Source organism: Amycolatopsis kentuckyensis, from assembly GCF_041679295.1.
In the GTDB taxonomy this organism is placed as follows: domain Bacteria; phylum Actinomycetota; class Actinomycetes; order Mycobacteriales; family Pseudonocardiaceae; genus Amycolatopsis; species Amycolatopsis kentuckyensis_A.
Genome location: NZ_JBGDMD010000002.1, coordinates 478585 through 493375 on the forward strand (window position 1 = coordinate 478585; position 14791 = coordinate 493375).

The 14791-nt window shown below is 71.2% G+C and carries 14 protein-coding genes; 7 read left to right on the forward strand and 7 right to left on the reverse strand.

What is annotated here, in order from left to right:
• Positions 1-202 precede the first annotated feature (202 nt).
• Together secA and ACERZO_RS08350 are read left to right on the forward strand one after the other, a co-directional pair.
• Positions 203-3088 (forward strand): preprotein translocase subunit SecA, encoded by a 2886-nt coding sequence (gene secA, locus ACERZO_RS08345; protein WP_372663952.1) that lies wholly within the window; start codon positions 203-205, stop codon positions 3086-3088.
• Between the two features lie 45 nt (positions 3089-3133).
• A complete protein-coding gene (locus tag ACERZO_RS08350) occupies positions 3134-4336 on the forward strand; it encodes a cytochrome P450 (protein WP_372663953.1) in 1203 nt (400 codons plus the stop codon).
• A 198-nt stretch (positions 4337-4534) separates the two neighbouring features.
• Here the strand turns inward: ACERZO_RS08350 and ACERZO_RS08355 are convergent, their stop codons facing one another.
• A complete protein-coding gene (locus ACERZO_RS08355) occupies positions 4535-4981 on the reverse strand; it encodes an Rv3235 family protein (protein ID WP_372663954.1) in 447 nt (148 codons plus the stop codon).
• 231 nt (positions 4982-5212) lie between these two features.
• Between ACERZO_RS08355 and ACERZO_RS08360 the strand changes: the two genes are divergently transcribed.
• Positions 5213-5587, forward strand: a complete 375-nt coding sequence (locus ACERZO_RS08360) for an HAD-IA family hydrolase (protein ID WP_372664591.1) — start codon at positions 5213-5215, stop codon at positions 5585-5587.
• Positions 5588-5590: 3 nt separating this feature from the next.
• On the opposite strand, the gene ACERZO_RS08365 is transcribed toward ACERZO_RS08360, so the two are convergent.
• A complete protein-coding gene (locus ACERZO_RS08365) occupies positions 5591-6352 on the reverse strand; it encodes a TrmH family RNA methyltransferase (protein WP_372663955.1) in 762 nt (253 codons plus the stop codon).
• A 34-nt stretch (positions 6353-6386) separates the two neighbouring features.
• Between ACERZO_RS08365 and ACERZO_RS08370 the strand changes: the two genes are divergently transcribed.
• Together ACERZO_RS08370 and ACERZO_RS08375 are read left to right on the forward strand one after the other, a co-directional pair.
• The gene (locus ACERZO_RS08370; RefSeq protein WP_372663956.1) at positions 6387-7793 is read left to right on the forward strand and encodes a WS/DGAT/MGAT family O-acyltransferase; all 1407 of its coding nucleotides are present in this window, start codon (positions 6387-6389) and stop codon (positions 7791-7793) included.
• A complete protein-coding gene (locus tag ACERZO_RS08375) occupies positions 7790-8281 on the forward strand; it encodes a DUF6912 family protein (protein ID WP_372663957.1) in 492 nt (163 codons plus the stop codon). The genes ACERZO_RS08370 and ACERZO_RS08375 overlap by 4 nt, the downstream gene beginning before the upstream one ends.
• Positions 8282-9087: 806 nt before the next feature.
• Here ACERZO_RS08375 and ACERZO_RS08380 read toward each other — a convergent pair.
• From ACERZO_RS08380 to rsgA, 4 genes are all read right to left on the reverse strand, one after another.
• Positions 9088-9975 (reverse strand): NAD-dependent epimerase/dehydratase family protein, encoded by an 888-nt coding sequence (locus ACERZO_RS08380; protein ID WP_372663958.1) that lies wholly within the window; start codon positions 9973-9975, stop codon positions 9088-9090.
• Between the two features lie 33 nt (positions 9976-10008).
• Complete coding sequence (locus ACERZO_RS08385) at positions 10009-10749, reverse strand: hypothetical protein (protein ID WP_372663959.1); 741 nt, start codon at positions 10747-10749, stop codon at positions 10009-10011.
• Positions 10750-10812: 63 nt separating this feature from the next.
• Positions 10813-11700 carry a hypothetical protein gene (locus ACERZO_RS08390; RefSeq protein ID WP_372663960.1) on the reverse strand — a complete coding sequence of 296 codons (888 nt, stop codon included), beginning with the start codon at positions 11698-11700 and terminating at the stop codon, positions 10813-10815.
• Between the two features lie 101 nt (positions 11701-11801).
• Positions 11802-12824, reverse strand: coding sequence for a ribosome small subunit-dependent GTPase A (gene rsgA, locus ACERZO_RS08395; protein WP_372663961.1), 1023 nt, complete (start codon positions 12822-12824; stop codon positions 11802-11804).
• A 105-nt stretch (positions 12825-12929) separates the two neighbouring features.
• On the opposite strand from rsgA, the gene ACERZO_RS08400 reads away from it, so the two are divergent.
• Complete coding sequence (locus ACERZO_RS08400; RefSeq protein ID WP_372663962.1) at positions 12930-13688, forward strand: SOS response-associated peptidase; 759 nt, start codon at positions 12930-12932, stop codon at positions 13686-13688.
• Entirely contained in the window at positions 13685-14293 is a 609-nt protein-coding gene (locus ACERZO_RS08405; RefSeq protein WP_372663963.1) for an alpha/beta hydrolase family protein, read from the forward strand. Before ACERZO_RS08400 ends, ACERZO_RS08405 begins: the two co-directional genes overlap by 4 nt.
• Position 14294: 1 nt before the next feature.
• Here ACERZO_RS08405 and ybaK read toward each other — a convergent pair whose 3' ends face one another.
• Complete coding sequence (gene ybaK, locus ACERZO_RS08410; protein WP_372663964.1) at positions 14295-14774, reverse strand: Cys-tRNA(Pro) deacylase; 480 nt, start codon at positions 14772-14774, stop codon at positions 14295-14297.
• Positions 14775-14791: the final 17 nt, after the last annotated feature.

Genomic DNA, 14791 nt, shown 5'->3' on the forward strand with positions numbered 1-14791 from the left:
GGTCCAAGGAGGCCCGCCGGATGGCCCGCACGCGGCTCGCGTGCGGGCCATCCGCATGTCAGGACGTACGGCGTGTGCACACGACGGCCACCGTTCCCTACGATGGGGGTGGGAAGGTGGCGCCGAACACGGCCGCCACCGCGGGAGAACCTGCCCGGGACCGGCCTGGGCGTGCTCATATTCAGCTAGTGAGGTCGACCGGATGGTGCTGAACCGCCTGCTCCGCGCGGGTGAGGGCAAGATGGTGAAGCGGCTGCGCAACATCGCCGATCACATCAACACCCTCGAAGACGACGTCAAGGACCTGACCGACGCCGAGCTGCGGGCCAAGACAGACGAGTTCCGCAAGCGGAACGGCGACGGCGAATCCCTCGACGAGCTGCTGCCGGAGGCCTTCGCGGTCGTCCGGGAAGCGGCCAAGCGGGTGCTCGGCCAGCGCCACTTCGACGTCCAGCTGATGGGCGGCGCGGCGCTGCACCTCGGCCAGGTGGCGGAGATGAAGACCGGTGAGGGCAAGACGCTCACCTGCGTCCTCCCCGCCTACCTCAACGCCATCCCCGGCAAGGGCGTCCACGTCGTCACGACGAACGACTACCTCGCCAAGCGCGACTCGGAGTGGATGGGCCGCATCCACCGCTTCCTCGGCCTCGAGGTCGGCGTCATCCTGTCGGAGCAGCAGCCGGACGTGCGGCGCTCCCAGTACAACGCCGACATCACCTACGGCACGAACAACGAGTTCGGCTTCGACTACCTGCGCGACAACATGGCGTGGAGCCTCGACGACTGCGTGCAGCGCGGGCACAACTTCGCCATCGTCGACGAGGTCGACTCGATCCTCATCGACGAGGCCCGGACGCCGCTGATCATCTCGGGCCCGGCGGACCAGTCGTCGCGCTGGTACGTCGAGTTCGCCCGCCTCGCCCCGTTGATGCAGGGCATCGACACCACCACGATGGGGTCGCGGGAGCGCACCGAGAAGGCGAACCTGATCAACTCGAAGTACCACTACGAGGTCGACCAGCGGAAGCGCACCGTCGCCGTCACCGAGAAGGGCGTCCGGTTCGTCGAGGACCAGCTCGGCATCGAGAACCTGTACGAGGCCGCGAACACGCCGCTGGTCGGGTACCTGAACAACGCGCTGAAGGTGCAGGAGCTCTTCCACCGCGACAAGGACTACATCGTCCGCAACGGCGAAGTCATGATCGTCGACGAGTTCACCGGCCGCATCCTGGTCGGCCGCCGCTACAACGAGGGCATGCACCAGGCGATCGAGGCCAAGGAAAAGGTCGAGATCAAGGCCGAGAACCAGACCCTCGCGACAATCACGCTGCAGAACTACTTCCGCCTCTACGAGAAGCTGTCCGGGATGACCGGTACGGCCGAGACCGAGGCCGCGGAGTTCCACCAGACCTACAAGCTGGGTGTGGTGCCGATCCCGACGAACCGGCCGATGATCCGCGTCGACCAGGCGGACCTGATCTACAAGACCGAGCAGGCCAAGTTCGAGGCCGTCGCCGAGGACATCGCCGAGCGGCACGACAGGGGCCAGCCGGTCCTCGTCGGCACCACGAGCGTCGAGAAGTCCGAGCACCTGTCGAAGCTGCTGGTCAAGCTGAGCGTCCCGCACGAGGTGCTGAACGCGAAGCACCACGACCGCGAGGCGCTGATCGTCGCGCGCGCCGGCCAGAAGGGCGCCGTCACGGTCGCCACGAACATGGCCGGCCGCGGTACCGACATCGTGCTCGGCGGCAACCCCGACCTGATCGCCGACCAGGTCCTGCGCGAGCGCGGCCTGGACCCGGTCGAGCACTCCGAGGAGTACGAGGCCGCGTGGCCCGAGGTCCTCGAGCAGGTCAAGGCGGAGTCGAAGGCCGAAGGCGAAGAGGTCCGCGAGGCGGGCGGCCTGTACGTGCTGGGCACCGAGCGGCACGAATCGCGCCGCATCGACAACCAGCTCCGCGGCCGCTCCGGCCGGCAGGGCGACCCGGGCGAGTCCCGCTTCTACCTCTCGCTCGGTGACGAGCTCATGCGCCGCTTCAACGCGACCATGGTCGAGCGCGTCATGACGACCATGCGGCTGCCCGACGACGTGCCGATCGAGCACAAGATGGTCTCCAAGGCCATCAAGAGCGCGCAGACCCAGGTCGAGCAGATCAACATGGAGCAGCGCAAGGACGTCCTCAAGTACGACGAGGTCATGAACGAGCAGCGCAAGGTGATCTACGCCGAGCGCCACCGCGTCCTCGCCGGCGAGAACCTGCGTGAGCAGATCGAGGGCATGCTCGTGGACGTCGTCAACGCCTACGTGGACGGTGCGACCGCCAACGGGTACGCCGAGGACTGGGACCACGAGAAGCTGTGGTCGGCGCTGAAGCAGCTCTACCCGGTCAGCATCGAGTGGGACGACCTGATGGAGGACGGCGACCTCGACGAGCACACGCTCCGCGAGGCGCTCGTCCAGGACGCGCGCGACGCCTACGACAAGCGCGAGGCCGAGATCAACGCGCTCGTCGGCCCGGACGGCATGCGGACCCTGGAGCACCAGGTGATGCTGACGGTCCTCGACCGCAAGTGGCGCGAGCACCTCTACGAGATGGACTACCTCAAGCAGGGCATCGGCATGCGGGCGCTGGCGCAGCGCGACCCGCTGATCGAGTACCAGCGCGAGGGCTTCGACATGTTCCGCGCGATGCTCGACTCGCTGAAGGAGGAGGCCGTCGGCTTCCTGTTCAACCTGCAGGTCGAGCGGGCGGAGGCGCCCCCGGCGGAGGCCGCGGCCGCGGTGCCGACGGGCGTCGCTTCGGGCAACGGCCAGGCGGCCGAGGGCCGGCACGCGCGGCCGGCGCCGCCGCAGCCGCCGACGACCGACACCGAGTCCGTCCCGGCCGCGCTGCGCGGCAAGGGCCTCGGCGGCGGTGGCCGGCAGTCGGGCATGACGCTGTCCGGCCCGGGCGAGGACGGCGAGGTCGAGTCCCACGCCGAAGGCGGGGCGCAGGCCGCGGGCGGTGGCGCCGGCGGGACCCGCCGGGACCGTCGCGCCGCCCAGCGTGACGCCCAGAAGAAGGGCAAGAAGGGCCCGCGTCGCTGACGTGGTTTTCCGGGGCCGGGGTGCGTGCACCCCGGCCCCTTTTGCATGAGGGGGAGCGAGTTGGCGGATCCGCAGGAGTTCTTCGCGCTGTTCGCCGCCGAGCGGCGGCCGGACCCGTACCCGGAGTACCGGCGGTGGCGCGAGCGCTTTCCGGTCGCGGAACTGGCCGAGCGGATGTTCGCGGTCAGCGGCTTCGCCGAGGCGACGCAGGTGCTGCGCGACCCGGCGTTCGGCCACCCCGAACCGGAGTACCTGGATCCCGCGGACCGGCTTCCGGACCAGCCGGTCGACGAGTCGGGACGCGTGGTCCGGGCGTTCCTGTCGCTGAACCCGCCCGACCACACGCGACTGCGGCGGCTGGTGGCGAAGGCGTTCACGCCGCGGATGGTCGAGCGGCTGACCCCGCGGATCGAGGAGATCACCGCGTCGCTCATCGACGGCGTGGGCGGGTCCTTCGACGTGATGACGTCGCTGGCGAAGCCGCTGCCGGTGGAGGTGATCGCGGAGCTGCTGGGCGTGCCCTTGGCCGACCGCGAGCGGTTCGCGGCGTGGTCGCACGCGATGGCGCGGGCGCTGGACCCGCCGTTCCTGCAGCACCCGGACACGATCGAACCGGCGGTGAAGGCGCGGCAGTCGTTCGTCGCGTACTTCCGTTCACTGGCCGACGAGCGGCGGCGCGAGCCCGGGGAGGACCTGCTGTCGGCGCTGGTGGCGGTGTCGGACGCGGGGGACGTGCTCAGCGAGGGCGAGCTGCTGGTGACGTTGACGCTGCTGCTGATCGCCGGCCACGAGACGACGACGAACCTGATCGGCAACGGAGTGCTGGCGCTGCTGCGCAACGGGGGTGTCGGCGCGGCGGACCCCTCGCGGGTGGTGGAGGAAGTGCTGCGCTACGACTGCCCGGTCCAGCTGACGGCCCGGACCGCGTTGCGGGACACCGGATTGGGGTCCGTCGCGGTGCCGGCGGGCAGCCAGGTGATCGTCCTGATCGGAGCGGCCAACCGCGACCCGGCGACGGGCCCGGCCCCGGAGTCGTTCGACCCGGCGCGGGCCCCGGGGCGGCATCTGGCGTTCGGCCAGGGAATCCACTTCTGCTTGGGCGCACCCCTGGCGCGCCTGGAGGGCCGCATCGCGTTCCGCGAGCTGTCACGCCGGTTGCCGGAGTTGCGGTTGTCGGGCGCCCCGAGCTGGAACGCGACAACGACCCTGCGCGGCTTGGCAACGCTGCCGGTCGTGAGCGGCGAGTAGGTCCGAACGGTCCCGGACTCAAGCGCCCCAAGGTGGCCTTCGGTGCGTCAGACGCACCGAAGGCCACCTTGGGTGCGTGGAATCAGCACCGCGGCGCGAAGCGCCTCCGTTGAGGGTGGCGGTGGGGGCATGGGTGGAGCAACCAAGGCCACCTTGGGGCGCTCGGGTCCGGCGGTGCGCGAGCTGAGCGGGCGGGTCTCACGCCGCCGCCTGCCGGTGGGGGTGCTGGGCCGGATGGCTCGGCTTCAGCAGCGCGAACCGCACGCACTGCCACCCCGCCGGGGTGCGCGTGAAGCGGGCCGCCAGTGCGAACGACCGGCCGGCCGCCTCCACGCGGGTGCACGCCTCGATCACCCCCGGCGCCGGCGTGCACGTGTGGACCCGGCACAACCGGTGCCGCGGCCGCGTCCCCCGTGGCCCGCTCAGGCCCGCGTACACCTCCGGGGCCACCAGCCCGCGGATCTGCGGCACCGGGCGGCGCCCGTCGTACGCCTCCAGCAGCATGGCCAGCAGCCGGCCCACCTCGCTCGCTTCGAGCTGCCGAGGCGTCGGCCACCGGGCGTCACCCCCGCGGTTCCCGTGCGGGGGCACCGCCGGCGGCCGCTCGGCGCGGCGCGGTACTTCGGCGTGGATCAGCGTTCTCACGCGGTGTTCCTCGGACATTTCCTCCCCTCCCGGGCGCGGCATTTCGCCGTCGCCAGCGCTTAGAGGCCGGAACCGGCCGGAAAGGCGACGGGAATCGCCCGATTCGGCAAAGAACCGCCGAAGCTGTGGATTCGCCCGAGTACGTGCGGTAAGCGCCGTGTCGCGTTGTTGCGCTATGCGAGACAACGCGTCGCCGCCCCGGCTATGGTGTGCCGGGTGCTGAAGGGGTTATTGGTCGATTTCGCCGGAGTTCTCACGGATCCCGACGCCGGCCGCTTCTACGACTACCTGGCGGCCGCGCGCGAGCGAGGCGTCCGCACCGCGCTGCTGTCGAACGCCCCCGGGGCGTCGGACGAGGTCAAGAACACGATGTTCGACTATTTCGACGCTCTCGTGTTTTCCGGCGAGGTCGGGGTGGCCAAACCGGATCCGGCGGTCTACCTCATCGCGGCCGAGCGGCTCGGCCTGCCCGCCGTGCGCTGCGCGTTCGTCGACGACTCCGCCGCGAACATCCGCGGCGCCGTCCAGGCGGGCATGGTCGGCGTGCACCACCGGTCGGTCGGGGAAACGCTCACCGAGCTCGACGTGCTTTTCCCGGATCGGTGAGCGTCAGCGGGCGCGGCGGACCAGTTCGAACGACAGGACCGCCGCCGCGGCTGAGACATTCAGCGACTCGACGTCACCCGGCATCGGAATCGACACCCATTCCGTGACGAGCTCGCCGACTTCGGTGCCGACCCCGGCCGTCTCGCCGCCGAGCACGAACGCGGCGCGCTGCGGCAGGTCGACGTCGAACACGGTCGTGCGCGCCGACGCGCCCAGCGCGTAAAGGCCGTATCCGGCTTCGCTGAGCATTTCGGCGGCCTCGCGCGCGGAACCGCACCGCAGCACCGGCGCGCGGAAGGCGACGCCGGCCGAAGCCTTGACCACCAGCGGGTCCAGCGCCGCGACCCCGCGCCGCGGCACGATCACGCCGTCGAGCCCGGCGGCGGTCGCCGTCCGCAGGATCATGCCGACGTTCGCGGGCGTGGTGATGCCGTCGAGCAGCAGCACCCGCGACGGCGGCCGCCGGTCGGCCAGCGCCGCCGAAAGCGCGCGCATCCGCGGCGCGACGACGTCGGCGAGCACGCCCTGGTCCTGCTTGCCGTTGCCGGCGAGCACCTTGACCCGGTGCGCGCTGGCGCGCTGCACCGGCACGCCGGCGTCCTTCGCGGCGCGCTGGATCTCCGCGGCGCCGGGGCCGCGGGCGGTGTCGGCGAGGATCACCTTGTCCACGCGCAGGCCGGCGTCGGCCAGCGCTTCGAGCACCGGCTTCCGGCCGTACACCGTAAGAAAGCGATCCTTCGGCGAGATCGTCGACTCATCACCCACACCGGGCAGTCTCGCATTGTGCGACGATTCGCTCATGCCCGACCGCCTTTCCGCACTGGACGCCTCGTTCCTCTACGTCGAGGACCACGCGACGCCGATGCACGTCGGCGGGGTGGCGATCTTCGAGCGCCCGCGGTCCGGGTTCAGCTACGCGCAGCTGCTCGACCTCGTCGGCGCGCGGCTGGCGTACCTGCCGCGCTACCGCCAGCGCGTGGCGGAGGTGCCGGGTCACCTCGCGCGGCCGGTCTGGGTGGACGACGTCGACTTCGACCTGAACTACCACGTCCGGCGCTCGGCGCTGCCCCAGCCGGGCAGCGACGAGCAGCTGTTCGACCTGGTCGCGCGCCTGATGTCCCGGCGGCTGGCGCCGGAACGGCCGCTGTGGGAGGCGTACTTCATCGAGGGCCTGGCCGGCGACCGCGTCGCGCTGGTGACGAAAACGCACCAGTCCGTTGTGGACGGTGTCGGCACGATCGAGCTCGGCCAGCTCATCCTCGACCCGACACCGGCCGAGCCGGAACCGTTCGAGGACATCTGGACGCCGCGGCGCGAGCCGAGCCGGACGCAGCTGGTGCTGGACGCGGTCAGCGAGGGCGTCCAGCGGCCGGGCGAGGTCGTGGAGAACGTCCGCTCGGCGGCGAACGACGCGTTCGCGGCGGCGGGCAAGTTCGCCGAGACCGTCGGCGGGGTGGCGACGACGCTGCGCACGCTGGTGAAGCCGGCGCCGACCGGGCCGCTGAACGTCCGGGTGTCCGGCGGGCGCGTGTTCTCGGTGGTCCGCACGCGGCTGGAGGACTTCCGCAAGATCCGCGCGGCGCACGGCGGCACGGTCAACGACGTCGTCCTCGCGGCGATCACGGGCGCGCTGCGCGAGTGGCTGCTGTCGCGCGAGGAGCAGCTGACGCCGACGACGACGATCCGCGCGCTGGTGCCGCTGGCGGTCCGCGACGCGGAGACGGCGGAGTACTCGACCCCGGCGCTGGTCGGCAACCAGGTGGCGGCGTACCTGGTGGACCTGCCGGTCGGCGAGCCGAACCCGGTGCTGCGGCTGCAGCACATCGGCCACGCGATGGCCGAGCACCTCGACTCCGGGCGCCCGGTGACGGCGCGCGGGCTGCTCAAGGTGGGCGGTTTCGCCCCGGCGACGCTCCACTCGCTCGGCGCGCGGGCGGCGGGGTCGCTGTCCGGGCGCATCTTCAACGTCATGGTGACGAATTCACCGGGCCCGCAGGTGCCGATGTACGCGGGAGAGGCCAGACTGGTCGAGATGTTCCCGGTCATGCCGCTGATGCGCACCCAGGCGCTGGCGGTCGGGGTGACGTCCTACCACGGTGGCGTCTACTTCGGACTGAACGGCGACCGCAAGGCCGCCTTCGACGTGGACATCGTGGCCGGGATGATCGAAGAGTCCCTGGAAGAGCTGAAGGGTGCGCACTGGTGAGGGTCTATCTGCCTGCGACCATCGCGATGCTTCGCGACCTCGAATCATCGGGGGAGTTCCGCGCCCGCAGCGGAACGGCGTTCGCGTTGACGCCGGCGTTGCGCGAGGCGTACGTGAGCGGTTCGGACGAGGAGCTGGAGTACGCGGCACTGCTGGACGCGGCCCGGGCTTCGTTGCGCTTGATCGCGGCGGAGGAGAAGGGCGAGCCGCGGCGGGTGGTGATTTCGGCGGACGTTTCCGGAGTGACTTTGCGACCGGACCTGGACGCACCGGTGGTCCGCATCGGCGGCCCGATCCCGCTGTCGGCGGTGGCGGCGATCCACGTGGACGCGGCCGAGGCAGCCGACGCGGTCTCGGCGGCCGCGGCGGTGATCGACGCGGCGGACCTGGGAGATCCGGACGCGGAGTTCACGCTGGGGGACGCCGAGGACCACGAATTGGCTTGGTACGCGCCGCAGGAATTGCCGTTCTTGCTGGAGTTGCTCTGAGTTGTCCACAGGTGGGTTGACCTGTGGACAACTCGGCTCGGGTGGGGGTTTGCGTCAGGGGTGGCCGATAGACTGGAACAGGGACGCCCCCCGGGATGGGTGGGGGTCTCGGCAAAGTCGGATCGGTGTGGTCGGTCTGGCGGCCGGTGACGTCATGAACGAGTCGTTTACCTCGGCGGATGCGATGAACGAGTCGTTGATGACCGTCGAAGCTCGGCATTCTGTCGAAGTGCCTCTTCGGTCCGGCGTTCCGTGGGCGGTGGGGTCGGGCGGAGCGTCGCCTCGCCCGACTGTCGTAGCCCTGGCGTCAGGTGACATGAATGGGTCATTCATGTCGTTTGGGGCGGGGCGAGTGGGGCGGGGCGGGGGCAGCTGCCCTGCCAAAGCTCTTCCGGCACCCCGAAGCTGTCATTGTGACTACGGCCGGCAACACCGCGTCAAGGCGGGAAAGATGCCTTGACCCGGCATTGCCGGCCGTGTTCTGGCTTCGGATCGGGGTGCGGGGGAGTCTGGGTCCTCGTCGGTGTCGGTTCTCGGGGCCTCTCGCCTTTGGTGTCGGCCTTCGTGGCGAGGTTGTGGGCAGTCGTTCAGGCGGGGTTGGCGGTTGGCATGAACGAGTCGTTCACCTCGCCAGATGCGATGAACGAGTCGTTCATGACCACCGACGCTCGGCATCCCGCCGAAGCGCCTCTTCGGCCCGGCGTTCCGCGGGCGGTGGTGCCGGGCGGAGCATCGCCTCACCCGACTTTGCCGGAGCCCTGCCGGGATGGGTGGGGCTGTCCGCTGGGTCCTGAGGGGCCCGTGCGTTAGTCCTGGGTGAACCAGTCCGGGCCCGGCACCGGCCGTTCGCACTTCCACCCCGTCACCGCCATCAGCTTCCCCGAAACCACCCGCTGTGACCGCCCCATCGGCTCCGCCAGCGGGATCCGCGAAACCAGCCACTTCGGCAGCGCCCGGGCCCGCCGCACCCCGGCCACCGACGCCATCACCTCGCCCAGCTCCCCCTTGAGCACCGGTGGCGCCCCCACGTTGTAAACCCCCGATGGCGCGTCCAAAGCCGCCACCGCCGCCGCGGCCGCGTCGGACGGGTGGATCGCCGTCGTCCAGTCCGAACGCGCACCCATGATCAACGGTGCTCCGCGGCGAGCCGCCGCCAGCAGGGCCGATGTCATCGCGTCCGTCCCCAGCAGCGTCCCGATCCGCAGCCGCACCACCGTGCGGTCCGCCAAAGCCGCCACGTTCGCGTGCGCCGTCACCGAGGACGCCGTGACTCCGCGAGGCCGCAGCGGTGCGTCCTCCGCCAAAAGAGCCGCGCCGCCGTCCGCGTACACGAACGAGATCCCCTCCTGGACCACGACCCGCACCTCGTCGACCTGCCGGACCGCCGCCGCCAGCGCCGCGCTCCCCGCCACCCGGACCCGGTCGTTCTCCGCCCACGCGGACGCGCGGGTCATCTTCCGCGGAATCCGCGTCGCCAGGTTCAGCACCGCGTCATGCCCCCGCAACGCCGTGACCAGCGAAGACGCTGAAAACAGATCGCCGACGACGGGCTGCGCGCCCGTCGCGCGCACTGTCTCCACCCGCGAAGCGGACCGCGCCAGGCCGCTCACCGAATACCCCTCCGCCAGCAACCGGGCCACCGCCGGCTGCCCCAGTACGCCCGTCGCGCCGATCACCATCACTCGCTTGCTCATACCGCCTGGACGAGGCCGCGGGAGAAAACGTGACTACCCCACCTCACCCGGGGGCGGCGGCTGGACGTCGACCGGGACGCCCCAGTCCGAATACCTCGTCGTGATGCGGGCCTCGGAGCCCTGCAGGATCGGGGACAGGTCCAGCACGATCTGCAACGGCCGGTGCGCGTCGTCGAGCCACAGCTCCACCGGGAACTTGCCCAGCGAGCCCGCGGGCAGCCCCGCGGGCAGGTCCGCGCCCAACCGCGCCAGGTCCAGCTCGACGCGGTAGTGCTCCGCCGTCACCCCGTCCAGCTTCCCGCGCTCGGCCGAGACGATCGAGCCCGCCGTGCGGATCTCGCCCAGCGTGTGCGCCGGGTCGTTCTGGGCCGCCAGCTGGGCCAGGCTGCCGCCGAGCACCTGGGACACCGGGTCGGTGCCGTCCGCCGCGACCGCCACCCACGGCTTGCCCGCGCCGACCTCGTCGCGAGATCCCTCCGGCACCTTCGCGTACAGCTTCCCCGCCACCTGCCGCAGCTCCATCGGCTCGCCGATGAAGTCGGTCGTCAGCACCTGCGCCGTCCCGCCCGCGCCGAACCGCGCCTGCCCCTGGCTCTTGGACCGGACCTGGCCGACCGCGACGTCCGTGCCGAACTTCGCCGAGCCGCCGCTCGTGGTCGCCGCCGTGGCGGCGTCGGCCAGCGCCCGCGCGTCGGTGAACGCGGGTGGCGGTGACGGCGGGCCGGAGCAGCCGGTCAGCAGGACGAGCAGCAGCACGACGGCGGCTTTGCGCATGGCGCAACAAAAACACAGCGGCTCCCCCGAACCCGTTCGGGGGAGCCGCTTTTACTCAGAGTCTCAGCGACCGGCCTTCTTCATCAGCTCGCCGAGGTCGACGACCTGGTCGGCCGGCGGGGCCGTCACGTCGACCGTGGTGCCCCAGTCGGTGTACTTCATCGTGAACTTCGCGTCCCCGGCCGGCGCGCCCAGCGCCTGCATCATCGGGCCCTGGTCCATGGTGACCTGCACCGGCAGGTTGTCCTTGTTCAGCCACAGCTCGGCCGGGATCTTGACGTCCTTGCCCTTGAGCATCTCGGTCAGCTTGTCGCGCGAGGCCGCCGGCAGCGAACCGGTGAACTGGTCGACCGCCTTGGCGACGTCCAGCTCGACCTTGTAGTGGTTGACCTTCTCGCCGTTCAGCTCGGTCTGGTCGGACGAGATGATCCGGCCGGTCTTCGAGATCTGGTCGAGCATCTTGCTCGGGTCGCTCTGCTCGGCCGACTGCGACAGCGAGCTGCCGAGCGCCTGCGAGATCGGGTCGTCGCCGTCGGCCGAGATCTTGGCCCACGACTTGTCGGTGCCCATCTGCTTCTGCTGGTCGGCGGGCAGCTTGATGTACATGACCTTGTCGACCATGCGCATCTCGGTGGTCTCGCCGGCCGCGGTGCTGGTCATCGAGAACTTGGTGTTCGCACCGTCCATGGCCATCGCGCCGGTCGCGCTGATGGTCTGGCCGGCGGCGGAGCCCTCCATGGTGAACTTCGCCGACTTGGACTTCTCGGTGCCCTGCTTGGACGCCGAGGCCAGCTGGATCGCGTCGGTGAACGGCGAGGCGAGGAAGCTGCCGCCCTCGGCCTGGGTCTGGGTGCCGGCCGCCGGCTGGGCGGTGCCGGAGTTGCCACTGCACGCCGTCAGCGTCAGCGCCAGCGCGGCGGCGCTCGCGACGACCAGGGTGGTCTTGCGCATCAAAGTCCCCTCAGAGTCGGATGGTCCACTCGGGATATCGCCCGAACGGGCGAATAATTACATCTCTGACGGTGACGATCCGCAGTCGGTTCCCGGTTGTCTCACGACTCTGTGGCGCGGGTCACTTCGTGGCCGCCGCGAGAGGCCAGCAGGCGCCGCAGCGACGTCAGCCGTTCGGCGCTCGCCCGGCCCTCGGTGACGACGTCGTCGAGCGCGCAGTCCGGGTCCTCGGGCGGCCCGAGGTGCCCGCAGCCCGACGGGCACTCTTCGGCCGCCGCGGCGAACTCCTCGAAGGCGTCGACGATGTCGTCCGCGGTGACGTGGGCCAGGCCGAACGACCGGACGCCGGGCGTGTCGATCACCCAGCCGCCGTCCGGCAGCGGCAGTGCGACCGCCGCGACGGACGTGTGGCGCCCCTTGCCGACCGCGCTCACGACGCCGACGGCCAGCTCGGCGTCCGGTACCAGGCGGTTGACCAATGTCGACTTGCCGACACCGGAGTGGCCGACCAGGGCCGTCACCCGGTCTTTCAGCAGCTCGGCGAGGCCTTCGGGCTCTTCGTCGTAGCGGCTGACGATCACCGGGATGTCGAGGCCCGCGTACCCCGCCAGGAGCTCGTCCGGGCTGGCCAGGTCGGCCTTCGTCAAGCACAGCACCGGTTCGACGCCGCCCGCGTAGCAGGCGACGACGCAGCGGTCGATGAAGCCGGTGCGCGGCGGCGGGTCGGCGAGCGCGGTGACGATCAGCAGGCGTTCGGCGTTGGCGACGACCAGCCGCTCGTACGGGTCGGTGTCGTCGGCCGTGCGCAGCAGCGAGCTGGTCCGGTCGTCCACGCGGATGATGCGCGCGAGGGTGTCCGGCTTGCCCGAGACGTCACCGACGATCCCGACCCGGTCGCCGACGACCACCGGGGTCCGGCCCAGTTCCCGGGCCCGCATCGCGGTGACGACCTGCTGGGGATCGGCGTCGACCGCGCAGGTCCAGCGGCCGCGGTCCTTGCCGATGACCATGGCGGTGACGGCGTCGGCGTGCTCGGGACGGCGCTTGCTGCGGGGGCGGGTGCCCTTGCCCGGACGCACGCGGACGTCGGACTCGTCCAGCTTGCTCCAGTCGTTGCGCGCCAAACCCTCGTCCTCTCGTGCGCCGGTGCCACCCGAATGATCCCACGTCGCTCGCCAGCGCCCTGGCCTGCGTGTAACGATGGCGGTCCCGGCACCAGGAGGTTGACGATGTGCGGCCGTTACGCCGCGACGAAGGACCCGGCGAAGCTGATCGAAGAGTTCGAGGCCATCGACCTCACCGAAGGGCACGCGCGGGCCGACCACAACGTCGCGCCGACGAAGAACGTGGTCACCGTCGTGCAGCGGCACCCGCGTGACGAAGACGGCCAGGTCCTCGAGGACGAGCCCGCCGAGCGTTCGCTGCGGATGATGAAGTGGGGCCTGGTGCCGTTCTGGGCGAAGGACCCGTCCGTCGGCTCGAGGATGATCAACACGCGCGCCGAAACGGCGGCCGAGAAGCCCGCCTTCCGCCGCGCGCTGGTGTCCCGCCGCTGCCTGGTGCCCGCCGACGGCTGGTTCGAGTGGCGCCGCACCGGCAAGGAGAAGGAGCCGTTCTACATGACGGAGCCGGACGGCTCCTCGATCGCGTTCGGCGGGATCTGGGAGACCTGGCACCCGAAGGACGACAAGGACGCGGCGCCGCTGATCACGTTCTCGATCATCACGACCGACGCGGCGGGCCAGCTCACCGACATCCACCACCGGATGCCGCTGATCGTGCCGCGCGCGCACTGGGACGGCTGGCTGGACCCGGACCGCGAAGACGTCAAGGACCTGCTGGTCCCGACTCCGGACGACATCGTCGAGTCGCTGGAGCTGCGGCCGATCTCGACGTTGGTCAACAACGTCCGCAACAACGGGCCGGAGCTGCTGGAGCGCGTCGAGCCGGCGCACGAGGGCGCCCTGTTCGACGTGCCGAAGTCATGACGGCCGTCTCGGTCGACACAGCGTATGGCCCCGCGCGGGTGTACCTGCACTGCGCGGAGGAGGGCGACGCGGTGCTGATGCTGGGCCACGGCGCGGGCGGCGGCCTCGGCGCGAAGGACCTGGTGGCGGTGACGCGCGCCGCCCAGGCGGCCGGGGTGCACGTGGCCCTGGTCGAGCAGCCGTACCGGGTGGCGGGCCGCCGCGCGCCGGCCCCGGCGAACCAGCTGGACACGGCGTGGCTGACGGTGGCGGACGAGCTGTCGGAGCGCTTCGACGCACTGCCGCTGGTGTTCGGCGGGCGGTCGTCGGGCGCGCGGGTGGCCTGCCGGACGGCGTCGGCCGGGCAGGCGGTGGCGGTGTTGTGCCTGGCGTTCCCGGAGCACCCACCGGGCAAGCCGGAGAAGACGAGGCAGCCGGAGCTGGACGCGGTCGAGGTGCCGGTTTTGGTGGTACAGGGGGAGCGTGACCCGTTCGGGCGGCCGAAGGCGGGGCCGCACCACGAAGTCGTGATGGTGGACGGGGACCACAGCCTGTCGAAGGATCTGGAGACCGTTTCGCGGGCGGCTACCGAGTGGTTGTCCCGGGTGCTGCGGCCGCTGGCCTGACTCAGGCGGCCGCGATCGGCGCCACCACGGCGCCGGTCAGCCGGATCAGCTCGGCCGGGTCCAGCTCCACCTCCAGTCCCCGGCGGCCGGCCGAGCAGTACACCGTCTCGAACGCCGACGCCGTCTCGTCGATCACCACCGGCAGCCTGCTCCGGTGGCCCAACGGCGAGATCCCGCCCAGCACGTACCCGGTCGCCCGCTGGGCCGCCGCCGGGTCGGCCATCTTCGCCTTCTTGCCGCCCGCCGCGGCCGCCAGTGCCTTCAGGTCCAGCTGGCCGGTGACCGGGACCACGCCCACCACCAACCGGCCGTCCACCTCCGCGACCAGCGTCTTGAACACCCGGGCGCGGTCCAGGCCCAGCGCCTCCACCGCCTCCAGCCCGTACGACTCCGCGCGCGGGTCGTGGTCGTACGCGTGCAGCGTGTGCGCCACCTTCTGCTTCCCCAGCAACGCCGTCGCCGGGGTGCCCTTGCCTGCCATGCGGCGGAGTCTAGGGA

Excerpts from the sequence above, each read along its gene's own strand:
- secA (WP_372663952.1), top strand. The coding sequence starts at position 203 with ATGGTGCTGAACCGCCTGCTCCGCGCGGGTGAGGGCAAGATGGTGAAG.
- ACERZO_RS08350 (WP_372663953.1), top strand. The coding sequence starts at position 3,134 with ATGAGGGGGAGCGAGTTGGCGGATCCGCAGGAGTTCTTCGCGCTGTTC.
- ACERZO_RS08370 (WP_372663956.1), top strand. The coding sequence starts at position 6,387 with ATGCCCGACCGCCTTTCCGCACTGGACGCCTCGTTCCTCTACGTCGAG.
- ACERZO_RS08380 (WP_372663958.1), bottom strand. The coding sequence starts at position 9,975 with ATGAGCAAGCGAGTGATGGTGATCGGCGCGACGGGCGTACTGGGGCAG.
- ACERZO_RS08385 (WP_372663959.1), bottom strand. The coding sequence starts at position 10,749 with ATGCGCAAAGCCGCCGTCGTGCTGCTGCTCGTCCTGCTGACCGGCTGC.
- ACERZO_RS08390 (WP_372663960.1), bottom strand. The coding sequence starts at position 11,700 with ATGCGCAAGACCACCCTGGTCGTCGCGAGCGCCGCCGCGCTGGCGCTG.
- ACERZO_RS08400 (WP_372663962.1), top strand. The coding sequence starts at position 12,930 with ATGTGCGGCCGTTACGCCGCGACGAAGGACCCGGCGAAGCTGATCGAA.
- ACERZO_RS08405 (WP_372663963.1), top strand. The coding sequence starts at position 13,685 with ATGACGGCCGTCTCGGTCGACACAGCGTATGGCCCCGCGCGGGTGTAC.
- ybaK (WP_372663964.1), bottom strand. The coding sequence starts at position 14,774 with ATGGCAGGCAAGGGCACCCCGGCGACGGCGTTGCTGGGGAAGCAGAAG.